Origin of the sequence: Blautia sp. An46, assembly GCF_002161645.1 — a bacterium.
Classification (GTDB): domain Bacteria; phylum Bacillota; class Clostridia; order Lachnospirales; family Lachnospiraceae; genus Blautia; species Blautia ornithocaccae.
On sequence record NZ_NFIF01000006.1, the window covers coordinates 26,229 to 40,818 of the forward strand.

The window sequence follows — 14,590 nt, forward strand, 5'->3', positions numbered from 1 at the left end:
ATTACATAATGAAAATTTGCAAAAACAAGCAGGAATTGAGGTGGATTGCAATGCAGTTAGTTGAAAAAGTATTAGGACATGAAGAAGTGATCAAACATTTACAGAATGCTGCGGCTATGGACAAGGTTTCCCATTCCTATATTTTTGCAGGAGAAAAGGGAAGCGGCAAGAAGCTTCTGGCAAAATTGTTTGCCATGACATTGCAGTGCGAGAAACATGGGAAAGAGCCCTGTCTGCAGTGCAGTTCCTGTAAGAAAGCCATGAACCGGAATCATCCGGATATTATTTATGTTACCCATGAGAAACCCAACTCTATCGGTATTGAGGATATCAGGGAACAGCTTATCGGAGATGTGGCCATCAAGCCATATACCGGTCCCTATAAGATTTACATTGTAGATGAAGCGGAAAAAATGACCGTCCAGGCTCAGAATGCTCTTTTGAAGACCATTGAGGAGCCGCCGGCTTATGCGGTAATCCTTCTGCTGGTAAATAACGGTGGTTCTCTGCTGCCTACTATTTCTTCCAGATGTGTGACCCTGAACTTTAAGCCGGTGAGAGATGAAGTTATAAAGAAATATCTTATGGAAGAACTTCATGTTCCCGACTATCAGGCAGAGGTCAGTGTGGCATTTGCCCAGGGAAATGTGGGAAAAGCAAAGCAGATTGCCACGGCAGAGGATTTTTCTCAGATGATGGAGGCTGCTCTCAGGATACTGAAAAGAAGCAAGGATATGGAAGTGTATGAGATGGTAGACGCCATTAAGGCTCTTTCGGAAGAAAAGCATACCATCTATGAGTATCTGGATCTGTTTCTCGTATGGTTCCGGGATGTGCTGATGTTCAAGGCTACACATGAGATAGACGGTCTGGTATTCAGACAGGAGTATAAAGACATAAAAAATCGGGCGGACAAAAGTTCCTACGAGGGTCTGGAAAATATTATCAAGGCTATTGAGACTGCCAAGGTGCGGCTTCAGGCCAATGTTAATTTTGAACTGACCATGGAGCTTCTGTTCCTGACAATCAGGGAGAACTGACATGATAAGAGTAATTGGAGTAAGATTTCGCAACGTAGGAAAAATCTATTATTTTTCACCTAAAGATCTGGATATTAAAGCCGGAGACCACGTAATCGTAGAGACTGCCAGAGGAGTAGAGTATGGCAACGTGGTGCTGGCCCCAAGAGATGTAAAGGAAGAAAAGGTTGTTCAGCCTTTAAAGGATGTTATCCGCATTGCCAATGCTCAGGATGACAAGAAAGAAGAGACAAATCGGAAGAAGGAAAGAGAAGCCTATAAGATCTGTCAGAAAAAAATCCGGGAACATAACCTGGAAATGAAACTTATTGATGTGGAGTATACCTTTGATAATAATAAGATCCTCTTTTATTTTACTGCAGATGGAAGGATTGACTTCAGGGAGCTGGTGAAGGACCTGGCGGCAGTTTTCAAGACCAGGATAGAACTTCGTCAGATCGGTGTCAGAGATGAGACCAAGATTCTGGGAGGTATCGGAATCTGCGGCAGAGAATTATGCTGTCATACCTTCCTTTCAGAGTTTGCCCCTGTTTCCATAAAAATGGCAAAGGAGCAGAATCTGTCATTGAATCCTTCTAAAATATCCGGAGTCTGCGGACGGCTGATGTGCTGTCTGAAAAATGAGGAAGAAAACTATGAAGAACTGAACCGGAAACTTCCCAACACAGGAGACAAGGTAACTACCCCGGAAGGACTGAAAGGGGAAGTGCAGAGTGTCAATGTCCTCCGCCAGCTGGTGAAAGTAGTGGTGGATGTGGAAGACGAGAAGGAAGTGAGAGAGTATCAGGCCTCAGAGCTGAAATTTAAATCCAGACAGAAAAAAGATAAGATTAAGATCAGCCCTGAAGAGATGAAAGCTTTAAAAGAACTGGAAAAGGATAAATAGGAGAAAGGATCATCCATTCATGGAAGAGAACAGACTGATCAGAGAAAATGAGAGGCTGGATGACCTCCAGAACGGATACATGCTGATACAGAACCCTTCGCAGTTTTGTTTTGGCATCGATGCAGTGCTTCTTTCCTGGTATGCCCAGGTCAGACCGGGAGAGAAGGCGCTGGATATGGGGACGGGCACAGGAATCGTCCCTATTTTATTAAAAGCCCGGTATCCCCAGGGAAAATATACAGGACTGGAGATACAGGAAGAAAGCGCTGAAATGGCCAGAAGAAGTGTGGCTTACAATCACCTGGAGGAAGACATATCCATTACACTGGGAGATATTAAAGAGGCTTCACAGATATACGGAAACTCTTCTTTTGATGTAGTGGTCACCAATCCTCCGTATATGATCGGCAGCCACGGACTTACGGGAGAAAATCAGGCAAAGACCATTGCCCGCCATGAGACTTTATGTACTCTGGAGGATATTCTGGAGCAGGGAGCAAAAGTCCTGCGGCCCAGGGGCAGGTTCTATATGGTACACCGGCCTTTCCGGCTGGCAGAAATCCTGTCGGCTATGGTCCGTTATAAGATAGAGCCCAAAAGGATGCGGCTGGTATATCCCTATGTGGATAAAGAGCCCAATCTGGTGCTTATCGAGGGGATGAGAGGAGGGCGTTCCAGAATGACTGTGGAAAAGCCTCTTATCGTCTATGAGGCTCCTGGTGTATACGCCAGGGAGGTTCTGGACATTTACGGACAGGAGTGGAAAAAATGAAGGGACAGCTATACTTATGTGCAACGCCTATTGGAAATCTGGAAGACATTACTTTCCGGGTTCTGCGTATATTAAAAGAAGCGGATCTGATCGCGGCGGAGGACACCAGGAACAGCAGGAAGCTTCTGAATCATTTTGAGATAAAGACACCCATGACCAGTTATCATGAATATAACAAATACGACAAAGGCAGATGGCTGGTAAATCAGATGGAAGAGGGAAAGCAGATAGCTCTTATTACAGATGCCGGGACGCCGGGGATTTCAGACCCGGGAGAGGAACTGGTGGCCATGTGCTGGGAGGCGGGAATCCAGGTTACTTCTGTACCGGGACCGGCGGCCTGTATCACGGCTCTTACCATGTCGGGTCTGCCTGCCAGAAGGTTTTCCTTTGAGGCCTTTCTGCCTCAGGATAAGAAAGAACGTCAGGAAATCCTGGAAGAAATGAAGAGAGATACCAGGACTCTGGTGCTCTATGAAGCCCCTCACCGGCTGGTGAAGACCTTAGAGGAACTTTTCCATGAACTGGGAGACAGAGATGTTGCTGTGTGCAGAGAGCTGACAAAAAAACACGAGACAGTCTTTAAGGGAAAACTGGAAGAAGCATGGAAATGGTATCAGGACAATCCTCCAAAGGGAGAATGCGTACTGGTACTGGAGGGAAAATCCAGAGAGGAAATAAGAGAAGAAGAGAGAAGGAAATGGGAGGACATGTCTGTGGCAGAGCACATGGAGCTGTATCTGAGCCGGGGCATGGAGAAGAAGGAGGCTATGAAGCAGGTGGCAAAAGACAGAGGCGTGAGCAAACGTGATATTTACCAGAGCCTGCTTCAGGAATCCTGAATCTGGCGTAAGCAAGTACGGGAGATAAACTATGGAGGAGAACAGAAAGAAAAGACAGAGGGAACGAGAGAGAAAAATGGAAATGCGGCGCCGTCAGGTCCGCAGGCAGAAAATGATCCTGGGAGGGGCTGCAGGAGGAGCGCTTCTTCTTTTGATACTGGTGCTGGCAATACGGGCAATGGCTGCAGGGGCGGAGCGGCAGCAGGAAGAAGAGAAACAGAAACAACAGGCCCAGGAAGTCCAGGAAAAAGAGCCGGAGAAGGTCAGTCTTACCATCAGCGCTGCAGGAGACTGTACTTTGGGAACAGATGAGAACTTTTACTATGCCACCAGTCTTCCGGCAAAATATGAGGCAGTGCAGGATCCGGGATATTTTTTCCAGAAGGTGCTTCATGTATTTTCTCAGGATGATCTGACAATCGTGAACATGGAAGGTATTCTCACCGCAGAGGAACTCCAGAGGGAGATTAAGCAGTTTGCTTTTAAAGGGGATCCGGAATATGTGCAGATCCTTACAGAAGGTTCTGTGGAAGCGGCCAATCTGGCAAATAATCACAGCCGTGACTATGGAGAGCAGAGTTATACCGACACCATAGAGATTATGGAGAATGCCGGCATCCCTACCTTCGGTTATGACAGAACAGCTCTTTTGGATGTAAAAGGTGTTAAAGTAGGCCTTGTGGGAACATATGAGCTGGCGGACCATATGGGATGCGAGGAAGAGATGATCCAAAATATCGAGAGTCTGAAGGAACAGGGGGCTCAGCTCATCATCGCCTCTTTCCACTGGGGAATCGAGCGCACCAACGTCCCCAATGAGATTCAGGTGGATCTGGCTCATTCAGCTATAGACCACGGCGCAGACCTGGTCCTGGGACATCATCCTCATGTACTTCAGGGAATCGAGACATATAAAGGAAAGAACATTGTCTATAGTCTGGGCAATTTCTGTTTCGGAGGAAATTCCGGGCCAAATGATATGGATGCTATGATCTTTCAGCAGACTTTTACCCTGGAGGATGGAGAACTGGTGGGGGATAATGTAACCAATATCACTCCAGTAAAGATTTCCGGCTCCTGGGCTCAGGGAGTCAATGATTACCAGCCCACGCCTGTGGAAGGAGATACCGGGGAAGGGATTATTTCCCGGATAGAGGAGTATTCCCAAAGTCTGGCAGATCAGTATGGCACAGAACCGGCGGTAATCAACTCTTCTCTGGACAGTGACAAGGAGGAGAGCCAGTCGGGAACTGTGACGGGGACTGCCGTAGAGGGGTAAAAGGTTTTCAGTAGAATTGTTTATGGAAAAGAGGCGTAAATATGTCAATCAAAGACGGCAAAGACTATCTTTATTTGATTTGGAAATCAGAGAAGTCCAGAAAACAGTATATTGTAGGGCAATTAATCAAAAATGGACAGTATGAATTTCAGTATTATTCAGATGTGGAGACTGCGATAAATGACGGATTTATGCCTTTGTTATGTTTTCAGGATTTGAATAAAGTATATAAGAGTGATAAACTTTTTCCGATTTTTGCAAGCCGACTGCCAGACAGAAAGAGAAAGGATATTAAAAAAATTTTAGACAAATATGATTTGGAAGAATACGACGAATATATATTGCTAAAAAGAAGCGGGGCCCGGTTACCTATTGACAGTCTAGAATTTATTGACCCAATCTTGGATACTGACCAAGCTGTAAAGCGTATTTTTTATGTGGCAGGAGTTCGGCATTATTTGGAGTGCAGTGGTAAAAATTGCGAAAAAGCGACAGAAATCACTAGAGGAGACCAAGTATATCTAAAACAGGAAAAAGACAATGCGTATGACAACAACGCAGTGCAAATGCTGAGCGAGGACGGAAAAGTTTTCGGCTATGTTCCAAGATACTATAGTGCGGGAGTAAGTGCATTGCTGGAAAAGGGAAGAAATATTGTATGCCATATTTATAATGTGGATCAGAATAAGAACTGTAATGAATGCATAAAAGCAATTATGGAGGTTAAGAAATAAAATAGTATTAAATAATATCAGAAAATCCCTCATATAGTTAATTAAGAAAAGTTTAGGAGTTCCCTATGCTGAATTATCTCTGGGGCGGTATGCTTCTGGTGGGAATCATATACGGGGGAATTACCGGAAACATGAATGAAGTAACGGAGGCTGCCCTTTCCTCTGCGGAAGAGGCAGTGTCTCTTTGCATTACCATGGCGGGAATCGTGGCCATGTGGGTGGGGCTGATGGAGATTGCCAGGGCTTCTGGCCTGGTGGATCGGCTTACTAATGCAATGAGGCCGCTGCTTCATTTTTTATTTCCCCGGATACCGGAAGCACACAGATCTTTGGAATACATATCTGCAAATATGATCGCCAATTTTCTTGGCCTTGGCTGGGCGGCCACACCTTTTGGGCTGAAGGCTATGGAAGAACTGGAAAAACTGGAAGATGACAGAAGAGCAGGCAAAGCGCCGGGAAAGGCCAGAGGAAAAGGAATTGCAGGAAATGAAATGTGCACCTTCCTCATCATTAATATTTCTTCTATACAGCTGATACCTGTAAATATCATTGCCTACCGAAGCCAGTACGGCAGTGTAAATCCTACGGCAATCGTAGGGCCGGCGATTGCGGCCACGGCGGTGAGTACAGGGGTGGCGGTGATATTCTGCCGGCTGATGGACCGGGGGCTGAGAGCGTGAGAACGCTCCGCTTTTCTGGTGTTCTTACTATGTTGTTGACATCATAAAAAGTCAATAATAAAATGAAAACAGGAATTTTTGATTATGGAGAGGTACATTCTATATAGGTATTTGGCTACTTATAATTCGCAACGGTATAATAAAATTTTAACTTAAAAGAGTGTAAAAAGTGGAAGTGAATTGGTCAGACACCTTCTGACCAATTATTAAATAGGCCTTTCGATGATATGGCGCATTCAAAAACAGCCGTTAATTTATCTATGGTATACGCCTATTATGAAATTGGCTGCAGAATTTATGAAGAAGAACAGCAAGTATCAAACAGTTCTGCCGAGCAAAGAAGAGTTGAAAAGAGTTAAAGGCTATGGAAAAACTGGAAGATGACAGAAGAGCAGGCAAAGCGCTGGGAAAGGCCAGAGGAAAGGGCCGCTACAGCGGCCCCTCTGTGGTTTCCCTTCGGAATAGGATAGGAGTGATAACTTTATGGACCGGTTCTTTCAGAGGAGCCGGTTTTCTTTTTTTTCGTTCATTCATCTGGTCTACAAGAAGGCTCACTGCCTCCAGAGCAATTTTGTCGATCTGCTGGCCCACGGTACTGATGGGAACCACAGCTTCTCTGGAAATGGGAGAGTTGTCAAAGCCCACAATGAGATAATCTTCAGGCATACGGCCATATTTACGGATCAGCAGGTTTACCAGCACATTTGCCAGAGTATCGTTGGACATAAAAATCCCTTTTTTCTGTTTAGGATATTTCTGTTCCAGTTCTGCCAGGACTTCCCGGAGAACTTTTTCTATCTCTTCATAGGCAGCTCCAAAATCTTTATAGATTACCTGATGCTCCAGACCCTTTTCCTTACATAGATCCAGGAATCCCTGAATTCGTCCATAGGAGGGAATTTCCTGGGCCGTGGGAGCAGTGATATGGAAAAGGACATCGCACTGATGCTTAGCCAGAAGGCTCGCAGCCTGTATACCTCCCATATAATTGTCTGTGTTGACACTGGACACATATTTATCTTCTCTTTCTATGGTCACAATGGGAATCTGAAGATCTGCAAGCTCCTTGGAGGGAATAGTAAAGCTTAAGATAATCAGTCCTTCAATTTTGTAAGCCATCAGCTCCTGGATATACTGCCGCTCTGTCTCTTCCCGCTCATTTCCGATAAAAACGAGAAACTTGTACCCGAATTTTTCATAGGTCAGCAGGATTTTATTCAGCATTTCTGAATGGAAGTGATTGTGAAGTCCAGGGATGATAATACCGATAAACTCCGTTTTTCCGTTAGCCAGGATCCGGGCCACCTTATTTTCTTTATAGTTTAAGTCCTCCAGAGCTTTGGCGATGATCTCCTGATTTTTCAGGGTGAGAGAGTCCGGATGGTTGAAATAGCGGGAGATGGTGGTCTTTGAAAAATTTGTATACTTTGCAATATCGTCAAAAGTTATATTTTTTTTCTCGCTCATAATATCTCCATTAAAATATTCGGCTGCTGCCCAGGCTGGCCTGCTTTTCCATGAAATACAGGCTCTGCCAGGGGCGGTGCCAGTGTTTTCTTTAAGAAACAGTATAGCAGAAAACTATGAGAGTAACAAGAAGTAATCGGTTACGTAACCGGTTATGTTCAACATAGATAAAACGAGACTGATGAAATTGTGTACTATTTACAAAGTTCTAAAATGGCCTTGACGCTGTATTGTGCAGGTGTTAAGATATGAGCATAAAGTAACCGGTTACTTAACCGGTTACAAAAAGAAACCTGAACGAAGGGTAAACAAAGAAATTGGAGGGAAAGGCTATGAAAAGAAAAATGGCTGCAAAGGTCATTGCCGCAGGACTTGTGGTGGCTATGACGGCTGTGGGGCTGTCTGGCTGTACATTTGGTTTTGCCAGTGACCCGGATGATCCCAATGAGGTGGAGGAGGAAATTCCCATAGACATGTCTGTGGACAGCTTTCAGTATGACTCCAGCCTGAACGGGACTAGCATTACGCTGCTGAATTCCAAAGCAGAAATCCAGGTTGCCCTGGAAGAAATGGGGAAAGTGTTTGAGGAGAAGTCAGGAGTCCATGTGGAGGTTATGCCGGTTACAGACGGTGAATCTCCCTATACCAAGGTGGTAAGCCTGTATAATTCCGGAACGCCTCCTACACTGTCTATTCTGGATACCACAGATGTAATCGCTCTGGCTGAGGAGAAGGGAGAGGACCTGTCAGGAGAGAACTGGACGGCTGAGGCAGAGGATTACCTTACAAAAGTGAACGGAAAAGTATACAGTTTCCCCCTGTGTATTGAGGGAAGAGGGATTATCTATAATAAGGCAGCTATCGAGGAAGCTCTGGGAGAGGAGTTTGATCCTTCCTCTATTAAGACAAGAGAGGACTTTACAGAAATCTTAGAGGAGCTGGTGGCAGCCGGGGTGGAAAAACCAATTTCTGTGGCAAAGGAAGACTGGTCTTTAGGCGCTCATCTTTTACAGTATATTTATGAGACCTATGACGGAACTTCAGCAGGGGCCCAGGAGATTATTGAGGAGATCAAGGACGGAAGCCTGGACCTGGAATCTTATGACCGTATGACAGGTTTTCTGGATACTTTTGATGTACTGAAGAAATATAATGTGGCGAAAGCAGATCCTCTGGGAGCCGACTATGATGAGATGGCCATTGACCTTGCAGATGGAAAGACGGTTTTCTGGGTCAATGGAAACTGGGCATGGCCGAACCTGGAAGAGGCAGGAGCTGAGAAAGAGGACGAATACGGATTCCTTCCATTCTTCATGAGCGATGATGAAACAGATTTTGCCAACCAGATGATCCAGGGCTCACCTTCCAAGCAGATCATGATGGACGGACAGATGGCTTCTGAGGAAGAAAAGGCTGCGGCAAGAGAGTTTCTGAACTGGATCGTATACAGCGAGATCGGCCAGCAGATGCTGGTAAATACCTGTAATCTGATACCGCCCTTCCAGAACAATCCTTATGAACCGGCAGATCCTTTAAGCCGTGACATTTATGAGAAGGTACAGAGGGGAGAAGCCTTTAATGCATCTGCTATTGTTCCTAATGACCACTGGTCTGTGCTGGGAGCAGCCATGCAGAAATATCTGGCAGGCAGAAGTGACCGGGAGGAACTGATAGGATCCATTGAGGATTATTGGGCAGAACAGGAATAAGAAAGAAGGTTGAATGATGAAATCAAAGAATAAAGGAAAAGATTTCGGTATTTTCGCGCTGCCGGGAATGTTTTGCTTCTTTGCAGTAGTGATTATCCCTTTTATATACGGCGTTTACCTTACCTTTACGGACTGGGACGGCGTAGCCGAGGTAAAGAACTTTATCGGCCTTGCCAACTTCCGGAAGGTGATCGAAGACCATGAATTTTGGACATCTATGCTGCTGACTTTTAAATATGTGATCCTTGTAGTGCTGCTGGTAAATATCATTGCCTTTGCCATCGCCTATCTTCTTACAAGAGGATTTAAAGGCCAGAACTTCTTCCGGGCAGGCTTCTTTACACCGAATCTGATCGGAGGTATCGTTCTGGGATATATCTGGCAGTTCGTATTTTCCAGAGTGTTTGTAAATATTGGAGAAAGCACCGGCTGGAGTCTTTTTGAAGCCTCCTGGCTCTCAGATCCAAACAAGGCCTTTGCGGCTATGGTACTGGTTTCTGTATGGCAGCTTTCCGGATATATGATCCTGATCTATGTGGCAGGATTTATGGGACTCAGCGAAGACGTTATGGAAGCAGCCAGCATTGACGGAGCTTCCGGATGGTTAAAGATGAGAAAGATCGTACTTCCCCTGATGATGTCCTCTATCACGATCTGCCTGTTCCTGACCTTATCAAGAGCCTTCATGGTTTACGATGTAAACCTTTCTCTTACTGCAGGAGGCCCTTACGGCACTACGGAAATGGCAGCCATGCATGTATATGAAAAAGCCTTTACTTCCAGGCAGTTCGGCGCAGGCCAGGCTGAAGCCCTGATCCTGTTCATCGTAGTAGCATGTATCAGCGGTCTTCAGGTATATCTCACAAAGAAACAGGAGGTGGAAGCATAATGAATCAGAAAAAAATCGGCGGAACCAAGAGAAAGGTTCAGAATGTTATCGCAATGGCAGTATTGATCGTTATTTTTATTGCTTATATGTTTCCCTTCCTTATGGTACTGATCAATTCCTTAAAGCAGAAACGGGATATCATCAAGAGTCCTTTTTCCTGGCTGTTTACCATTAAGGGACTTTCCTTTGACAACTTTGTCAATGCCTTCAACCAGATGGACTTTCTGAATGCTTTTAAAAATTCTCTGATCGTAACCGTTTCTGCCACTGTGCTGGTTACTATTCTGGGAACCATGCTGGCTTACTATATCGTGAGACACAATAATAAGATTTCTAAGATTACTTTTGCTCTAATGGTTGCTTCCATGATCATACCTTTCCAGGCGATCATGATCCCTCTGGTAAGTATTTACGGAGGCACGCTGAATATCCTGAACCACAGAATCACTTTGATCTTCATGCACACAGGATTTTCCATGGCAATGTCCGTGTTTATGTTCCATGGGTTTATAAAGGGAAATGTACCTATAGCCCTGGAAGAAGCGGCCTACATTGACGGCTGCACACATATCCAGACATTTTTCAAGATCGTATTTCCATTGCTGAAACCTACGATTTCCACAATGGTGATCTTGAACGCCATGTCTTTTTGGAATGATTTCCTTCTTCCATCTTTGGTACTTACAGATAAGAAGCTTTTAACGTTACCCCTTTCCACGTACAGCTTCTACGGTACATATTCAGCGGATTACGGAACGATCATGGCAGGTCTTCTGCTGTGCGTAATACCGATCATGATCTTGTACGTAGCGCTGCAAAAGCAGATTATCGGCGGAGTTGTTGCCGGAGCAGTGAAATAAGGCTCCTGCCCAAAGGCAGCCAGAGATGCTATTCGTTTGGGGACTGCCCCATGAAACATTCAGATTCTGTGTTCATGGGCGGTCCCATTTTCCATTACTATAAAAGGGGACAGTTTCGATATGAAGAAAGACAGAATACATTTAAAAGCACCAGGGAACTGGATCAACGACCCTAATGGTTTTATTTATTATAAAGGACAGTATCACCTGTTTTACCAGTATTTTCCCTATGCCCCTCAGTGGGGGACCATGCACTGGGGACATGCGGTCAGCAGCGATCTCACGGAATGGGAGCACAAGGGCGTGGCCCTGTTTCCCACCAGATACGAAGATCAGAACGGCTGCTTTTCCGGAAGTGCTGTGGAACATGAAGGGAAAATGTATCTTTATTATACGGGAATCCACTATGATGAAACAGACCGGGAAAATATCCATAAATGTCCTGGGGATAAATACCAGGCGACACAGATGATGATCACATCGCCAGATGGTTTCAGCTTTGACAATTTTTCAGGGAAAAAGGTGATCATTCCGGCCTTTATGGAAGGAGAGAAGGGAGACAGGACCCATACCAGAGATCCCAAGGTATGGAGAGGGAAAGATGCCTGGTATATGGTACTGGGAACTACGGACCAGGAAAAGCAGGGGAAAATTCTCTTCTACAAAAGTCAGGATCTGGAGAACTGGATTTTTGTAAATCAGGCCGGAAAAGAGGAAAGAGGATGGATGTGGGAATGCCCGGACCTTTTTGAGGTCCAGGGGCAGACCATACTTATGCTTTCTCCTATGGGAATCCTTCAGGAAGAAAATAAAGAGGCCAATCATGCAGTGTGTATGGTGGTAGAATTTCAGGAAAAGGACTGCTCAGTAGGATTTCCGGATACCTATCAGTTTCTGGACTACGGACTGGATCTGTATGCGTCTCAGAGTACCCTGGATGAGGAGGGGCGCAGGGTAGTGACAGGATGGATCCGTATGCCTGAGGCTGTAGATGGAAAGTGGAGGGGAATGTTCTGTATTCCCAGAGTAGCAGAGGTAAAAAAAGGGCATATATACTTCCATCCTCATCCAAATATTGAGAAAAGGTTTACCAAAAAGATCACTTCCCCTGCACAGGCCCATGAAGCCGGATATCGGCTGACACTGGAACTGAAAGAAGGGGAATCCCTGGATATCGGGGGATATCTTATCAGCCGCAGAAACAACTGCATCTGCACAGACCGGACCCGGGTTTTCCGGGAACACAGAGGCTGGAGACAGACCGCAGTTTCTCCGGAAGTGAAAGAGGGAGATCTGTTGGAAATCTATGTGGACAAAAATCTTATAGAGGTGTTTATTAATAGAGGAGAATACGTGATCAGCAGTACAGTGTATAACCTGGGGAATAAGATCACTGCTGATATAGAAGGGGAGATTCAGATAGATACTCTGGAATAATTCTCTCTATAAATAGTGAAGTCCCCTCTTTTGGCAGAAACATGTGTGCTCGGCCAAAAGAGGGGGCATTTTTTATACGGTATCCACCAGGTCACAGCCGCTGATGATCTTGTCCCAGAGATTTTCTCTTAATTCTGATTTGGGGTCCTGAGGGTTCATATTACCCAGTTCCCAGTAGGGCAGGCGTTCCTGTTCCAGCTCTTCCAGGCGGGAAGTCTGGCCCTCCAGCCAGCTGCGGGTCCTTCTCTGACAGTTTTTCAGGCGGGCTTTTACACCTTCCAACCGGATGTCCAGAAGCTCATAGCCGAAAGCCTTGGCATCGGTGAACCAGAGATTTTCTCTGGCAGTGTGCATTTGGGCCAGATCCTTCTGAATATTGGGGATAACTTCTTCAGAAATTTCCTTCAATGTGGATAAGTCACCGGCGTCGTAGGCGGATTTTATCCGGAGGCCAAGGTCAGCCTTCTGAGCAAGGACCAAAGCCAGATAAGCATAGAATCTGAAAAACTCCTGATATTCTCCGGGTGTTTCAGAGATGGTCTTCAGCTTATCACCCAGGGACTGATAGTAGGTCCGGGTATCCACGTCTTTCAGATGAAAGTCAAAAAGTCCCAGCATAGGATCCTGGTACAGAAGGTACTTGGAAGGATTATCTGCAGTAAGATTTTTTCCAGAGCCTTTGAAAAGAGAGTCCAGGGAATCCAAAAGAAGAAAATCCTCCAGATTGCCATCGATGCAGTCCCGGAAATAAGTGCTTAGCTCTTCCTCATATAAATCTTCGTGGAAACAGAGGAAGGAAAAGACGGCAAGGCCCGGCCAGATGGCATCAATGGGAGTTTCTGCGCCGTTGTCCATCCATCCGGTAGCAAATACTTCCTGAATTCCTTCCTGACGGCAGGCTCCAAGGGCCAGACGGCTGCAGCAGAAAGCTTTACCGTAGTTGGGTGAAATTCCGTTCCAGTTCCAGACGCCGCCGGCAAAGATTACCCGGTCTGACAGCTCCTTGTGGACCCGGAGCATATTGTGGTAGATATCCCTGCGGGTATTATAATAGTCCCAGTATACCATTCCCAGTTCTTTGGGCGGTTTTTCCCAGCCAGAAATATCTGTGGAGGCTTTCACATCATAGTAGCCCCCGACCGTATTGGCAGTGATATACATATCACTCCACATCATGGGATTCCATCCGGCATCCTTACAAAGCTCCAGGACTTTTTCTGTATGTTTCCGGATGATCACAGAACTTTCTTCATATCCATTTTCCTTCAGATAATTTCCCAGTCCCAGCATATGGGCCTCATCCATACCGATGTGGATATTCCGGGTGGTAAAGGAAGATTTCAGAGATTCCAGAAGGCTGCGGATAAAGGCATAAACTTCCTCAGATCCGGCTTTTAAAATATCGCCGGTGTCTCTCAGATTTTCAGAATTATGCCACCTAAGAAAACTGTGAAGATGAGCCAGGGTCTGGATACAGGGAACAAGCTCTATGCCAAAGAGGCTGCAGTAACTGTCCAAACTTTGCAGCTCTTCACGGGTATACCGGCCTCTGTAGGTGCCAAAGTAGGGATGATCCGGTACCTCATAAGTGTCTTCCATATAAAGAAAGAGCTGGTTCATTCCCATTTTGGCCAGTCTTCGGATAATGGACCTGAGCTTTTCCGGGGCAGCTACGGCATTTCTGGAACAGTCCAGCATAAAACCCCGCTTTTGGAAGTAAGGATTTTCTTCCAGAGAGAAATCTTCTCCGCTGTGATGAAGGACATAATTAAAAAGACGGAAGTAGAGAACCGGATCCTGGAAACGAATGGTGCAGGAATGGTCTTTTTTTTCAATAGAAGCCTTGGCGGCATCGAGGCTCTCTTCCAAAATAATTGTAAGAGAGCCATCCTGGTTATTGTTGTTTTCTGATAAGAGAAGGCGGCTTCCTTCTTCTACAGACCGGATCAGCTCCGGCTTCCCCTTAAACTCGAGATTCATAAAGCAAATTCT

General features: G+C 45.5%; 13 protein-coding genes. 11 read left to right on the forward strand and 2 right to left on the reverse strand.

Annotated features, from left to right (window positions below):
- Window positions 1-50 precede the first annotated feature (50 nt).
- From holB to B5G00_RS06365, 7 genes are all read left to right on the forward strand, one after another.
- Complete coding sequence (gene holB, locus B5G00_RS06335; protein ID WP_087270247.1) at window positions 51-1,040, forward strand: DNA polymerase III subunit delta'; 990 nt, start codon at window positions 51-53, stop codon at window positions 1,038-1,040.
- Window position 1,041: 1 nt separating this feature from the next.
- Window positions 1,042-1,926 carry a PSP1 domain-containing protein gene (locus B5G00_RS06340; protein WP_087270250.1) on the forward strand — a complete coding sequence of 295 codons (885 nt, stop codon included), beginning with the start codon at window positions 1,042-1,044 and terminating at the stop codon, window positions 1,924-1,926.
- Window positions 1,927-1,945: 19 nt separating this feature from the next.
- Window positions 1,946-2,698 carry a tRNA1(Val) (adenine(37)-N6)-methyltransferase gene (locus B5G00_RS06345; RefSeq protein ID WP_087270254.1) on the forward strand — a complete coding sequence of 251 codons (753 nt, stop codon included), beginning with the start codon at window positions 1,946-1,948 and terminating at the stop codon, window positions 2,696-2,698.
- Window positions 2,695-3,540 (forward strand): 16S rRNA (cytidine(1402)-2'-O)-methyltransferase, encoded by an 846-nt coding sequence (gene rsmI, locus B5G00_RS06350; protein ID WP_087270257.1) that lies wholly within the window; start codon window positions 2,695-2,697, stop codon window positions 3,538-3,540. The genes B5G00_RS06345 and rsmI overlap by 4 nt, the downstream gene beginning before the upstream one ends.
- Before the next feature lie 31 nt (window positions 3,541-3,571).
- Window positions 3,572-4,819 carry a CapA family protein gene (locus B5G00_RS06355; protein ID WP_242971300.1) on the forward strand — a complete coding sequence of 416 codons (1,248 nt, stop codon included), beginning with the start codon at window positions 3,572-3,574 and terminating at the stop codon, window positions 4,817-4,819.
- Window positions 4,820-4,860: 41 nt separating this feature from the next.
- Window positions 4,861-5,553: an HIRAN domain-containing protein gene (locus B5G00_RS06360; protein WP_087270260.1), complete on the forward strand. Its 693-nt coding sequence runs from the start codon at window positions 4,861-4,863 to the stop codon at window positions 5,551-5,553.
- 65 nt (window positions 5,554-5,618) lie between these two features.
- Entirely contained in the window at window positions 5,619-6,236 is a 618-nt protein-coding gene (locus tag B5G00_RS06365; protein WP_087270263.1) for a nucleoside recognition domain-containing protein, read from the forward strand.
- Between the two features lie 429 nt (window positions 6,237-6,665).
- On the opposite strand, the gene B5G00_RS06370 is transcribed toward B5G00_RS06365, so the two are convergent.
- Window positions 6,666-7,703, reverse strand: coding sequence for a LacI family DNA-binding transcriptional regulator (locus tag B5G00_RS06370; protein ID WP_087270266.1), 1,038 nt, complete (start codon window positions 7,701-7,703; stop codon window positions 6,666-6,668).
- A 344-nt stretch (window positions 7,704-8,047) separates the two neighbouring features.
- Between B5G00_RS06370 and B5G00_RS06375 the strand changes: the two genes are divergently transcribed.
- The 4 genes from B5G00_RS06375 (at window position 8,048) to B5G00_RS06390 (ending at window position 12,598) form a co-directional block, all read left to right on the forward strand.
- The gene (locus B5G00_RS06375; RefSeq protein ID WP_087270579.1) at window positions 8,048-9,412 is read left to right on the forward strand and encodes an ABC transporter substrate-binding protein; all 1,365 of its coding nucleotides are present in this window, start codon (window positions 8,048-8,050) and stop codon (window positions 9,410-9,412) included.
- Window positions 9,413-9,428: 16 nt separating this feature from the next.
- Window positions 9,429-10,301, forward strand: coding sequence for a carbohydrate ABC transporter permease (locus B5G00_RS06380; RefSeq protein WP_087270269.1), 873 nt, complete (start codon window positions 9,429-9,431; stop codon window positions 10,299-10,301).
- Entirely contained in the window at window positions 10,301-11,161 is an 861-nt protein-coding gene (locus B5G00_RS06385) for a carbohydrate ABC transporter permease (protein ID WP_087270272.1), read from the forward strand. Before B5G00_RS06380 ends, B5G00_RS06385 begins: the two co-directional genes overlap by 1 nt.
- Window positions 11,162-11,281: 120 nt before the next feature.
- The gene (locus B5G00_RS06390; RefSeq protein WP_087270274.1) at window positions 11,282-12,598 is read left to right on the forward strand and encodes a glycoside hydrolase family 32 protein; all 1,317 of its coding nucleotides are present in this window, start codon (window positions 11,282-11,284) and stop codon (window positions 12,596-12,598) included.
- A 72-nt stretch (window positions 12,599-12,670) separates the two neighbouring features.
- Here B5G00_RS06390 and B5G00_RS06395 read toward each other — a convergent pair whose 3' ends face one another.
- Complete coding sequence (locus B5G00_RS06395) at window positions 12,671-14,578, reverse strand: beta-N-acetylhexosaminidase (protein ID WP_087270277.1); 1,908 nt, start codon at window positions 14,576-14,578, stop codon at window positions 12,671-12,673.
- Window positions 14,579-14,590: the final 12 nt, after the last annotated feature.

What these genes read in the sequence shown, in the direction of transcription:
- B5G00_RS06375 (WP_087270579.1), top strand. Translation starts at nt 8,048, where the DNA reads ATGGCTGCAAAGGTCATTGCCGCAGGACTTGTGGTGGCTATGACGGCT.
- B5G00_RS06360 (WP_087270260.1), top strand. Translation starts at nt 4,861, where the DNA reads ATGTCAATCAAAGACGGCAAAGACTATCTTTATTTGATTTGGAAATCA.
- B5G00_RS06395 (WP_087270277.1), bottom strand. Translation starts at nt 14,578, where the DNA reads ATGAATCTCGAGTTTAAGGGGAAGCCGGAGCTGATCCGGTCTGTAGAA.
- B5G00_RS06370 (WP_087270266.1), bottom strand. Translation starts at nt 7,703, where the DNA reads ATGAGCGAGAAAAAAAATATAACTTTTGACGATATTGCAAAGTATACA.
- rsmI (WP_087270257.1), top strand. Translation starts at nt 2,695, where the DNA reads ATGAAGGGACAGCTATACTTATGTGCAACGCCTATTGGAAATCTGGAA.
- B5G00_RS06340 (WP_087270250.1), top strand. Translation starts at nt 1,042, where the DNA reads ATGATAAGAGTAATTGGAGTAAGATTTCGCAACGTAGGAAAAATCTAT.
- B5G00_RS06380 (WP_087270269.1), top strand. Translation starts at nt 9,429, where the DNA reads ATGAAATCAAAGAATAAAGGAAAAGATTTCGGTATTTTCGCGCTGCCG.
- holB (WP_087270247.1), top strand. Translation starts at nt 51, where the DNA reads ATGCAGTTAGTTGAAAAAGTATTAGGACATGAAGAAGTGATCAAACAT.
- B5G00_RS06365 (WP_087270263.1), top strand. Translation starts at nt 5,619, where the DNA reads ATGCTGAATTATCTCTGGGGCGGTATGCTTCTGGTGGGAATCATATAC.
- B5G00_RS06385 (WP_087270272.1), top strand. Translation starts at nt 10,301, where the DNA reads ATGAATCAGAAAAAAATCGGCGGAACCAAGAGAAAGGTTCAGAATGTT.
- B5G00_RS06355 (WP_242971300.1), top strand. Translation starts at nt 3,572, where the DNA reads ATGGAGGAGAACAGAAAGAAAAGACAGAGGGAACGAGAGAGAAAAATG.
- B5G00_RS06390 (WP_087270274.1), top strand. Translation starts at nt 11,282, where the DNA reads ATGAAGAAAGACAGAATACATTTAAAAGCACCAGGGAACTGGATCAAC.
- B5G00_RS06345 (WP_087270254.1), top strand. Translation starts at nt 1,946, where the DNA reads ATGGAAGAGAACAGACTGATCAGAGAAAATGAGAGGCTGGATGACCTC.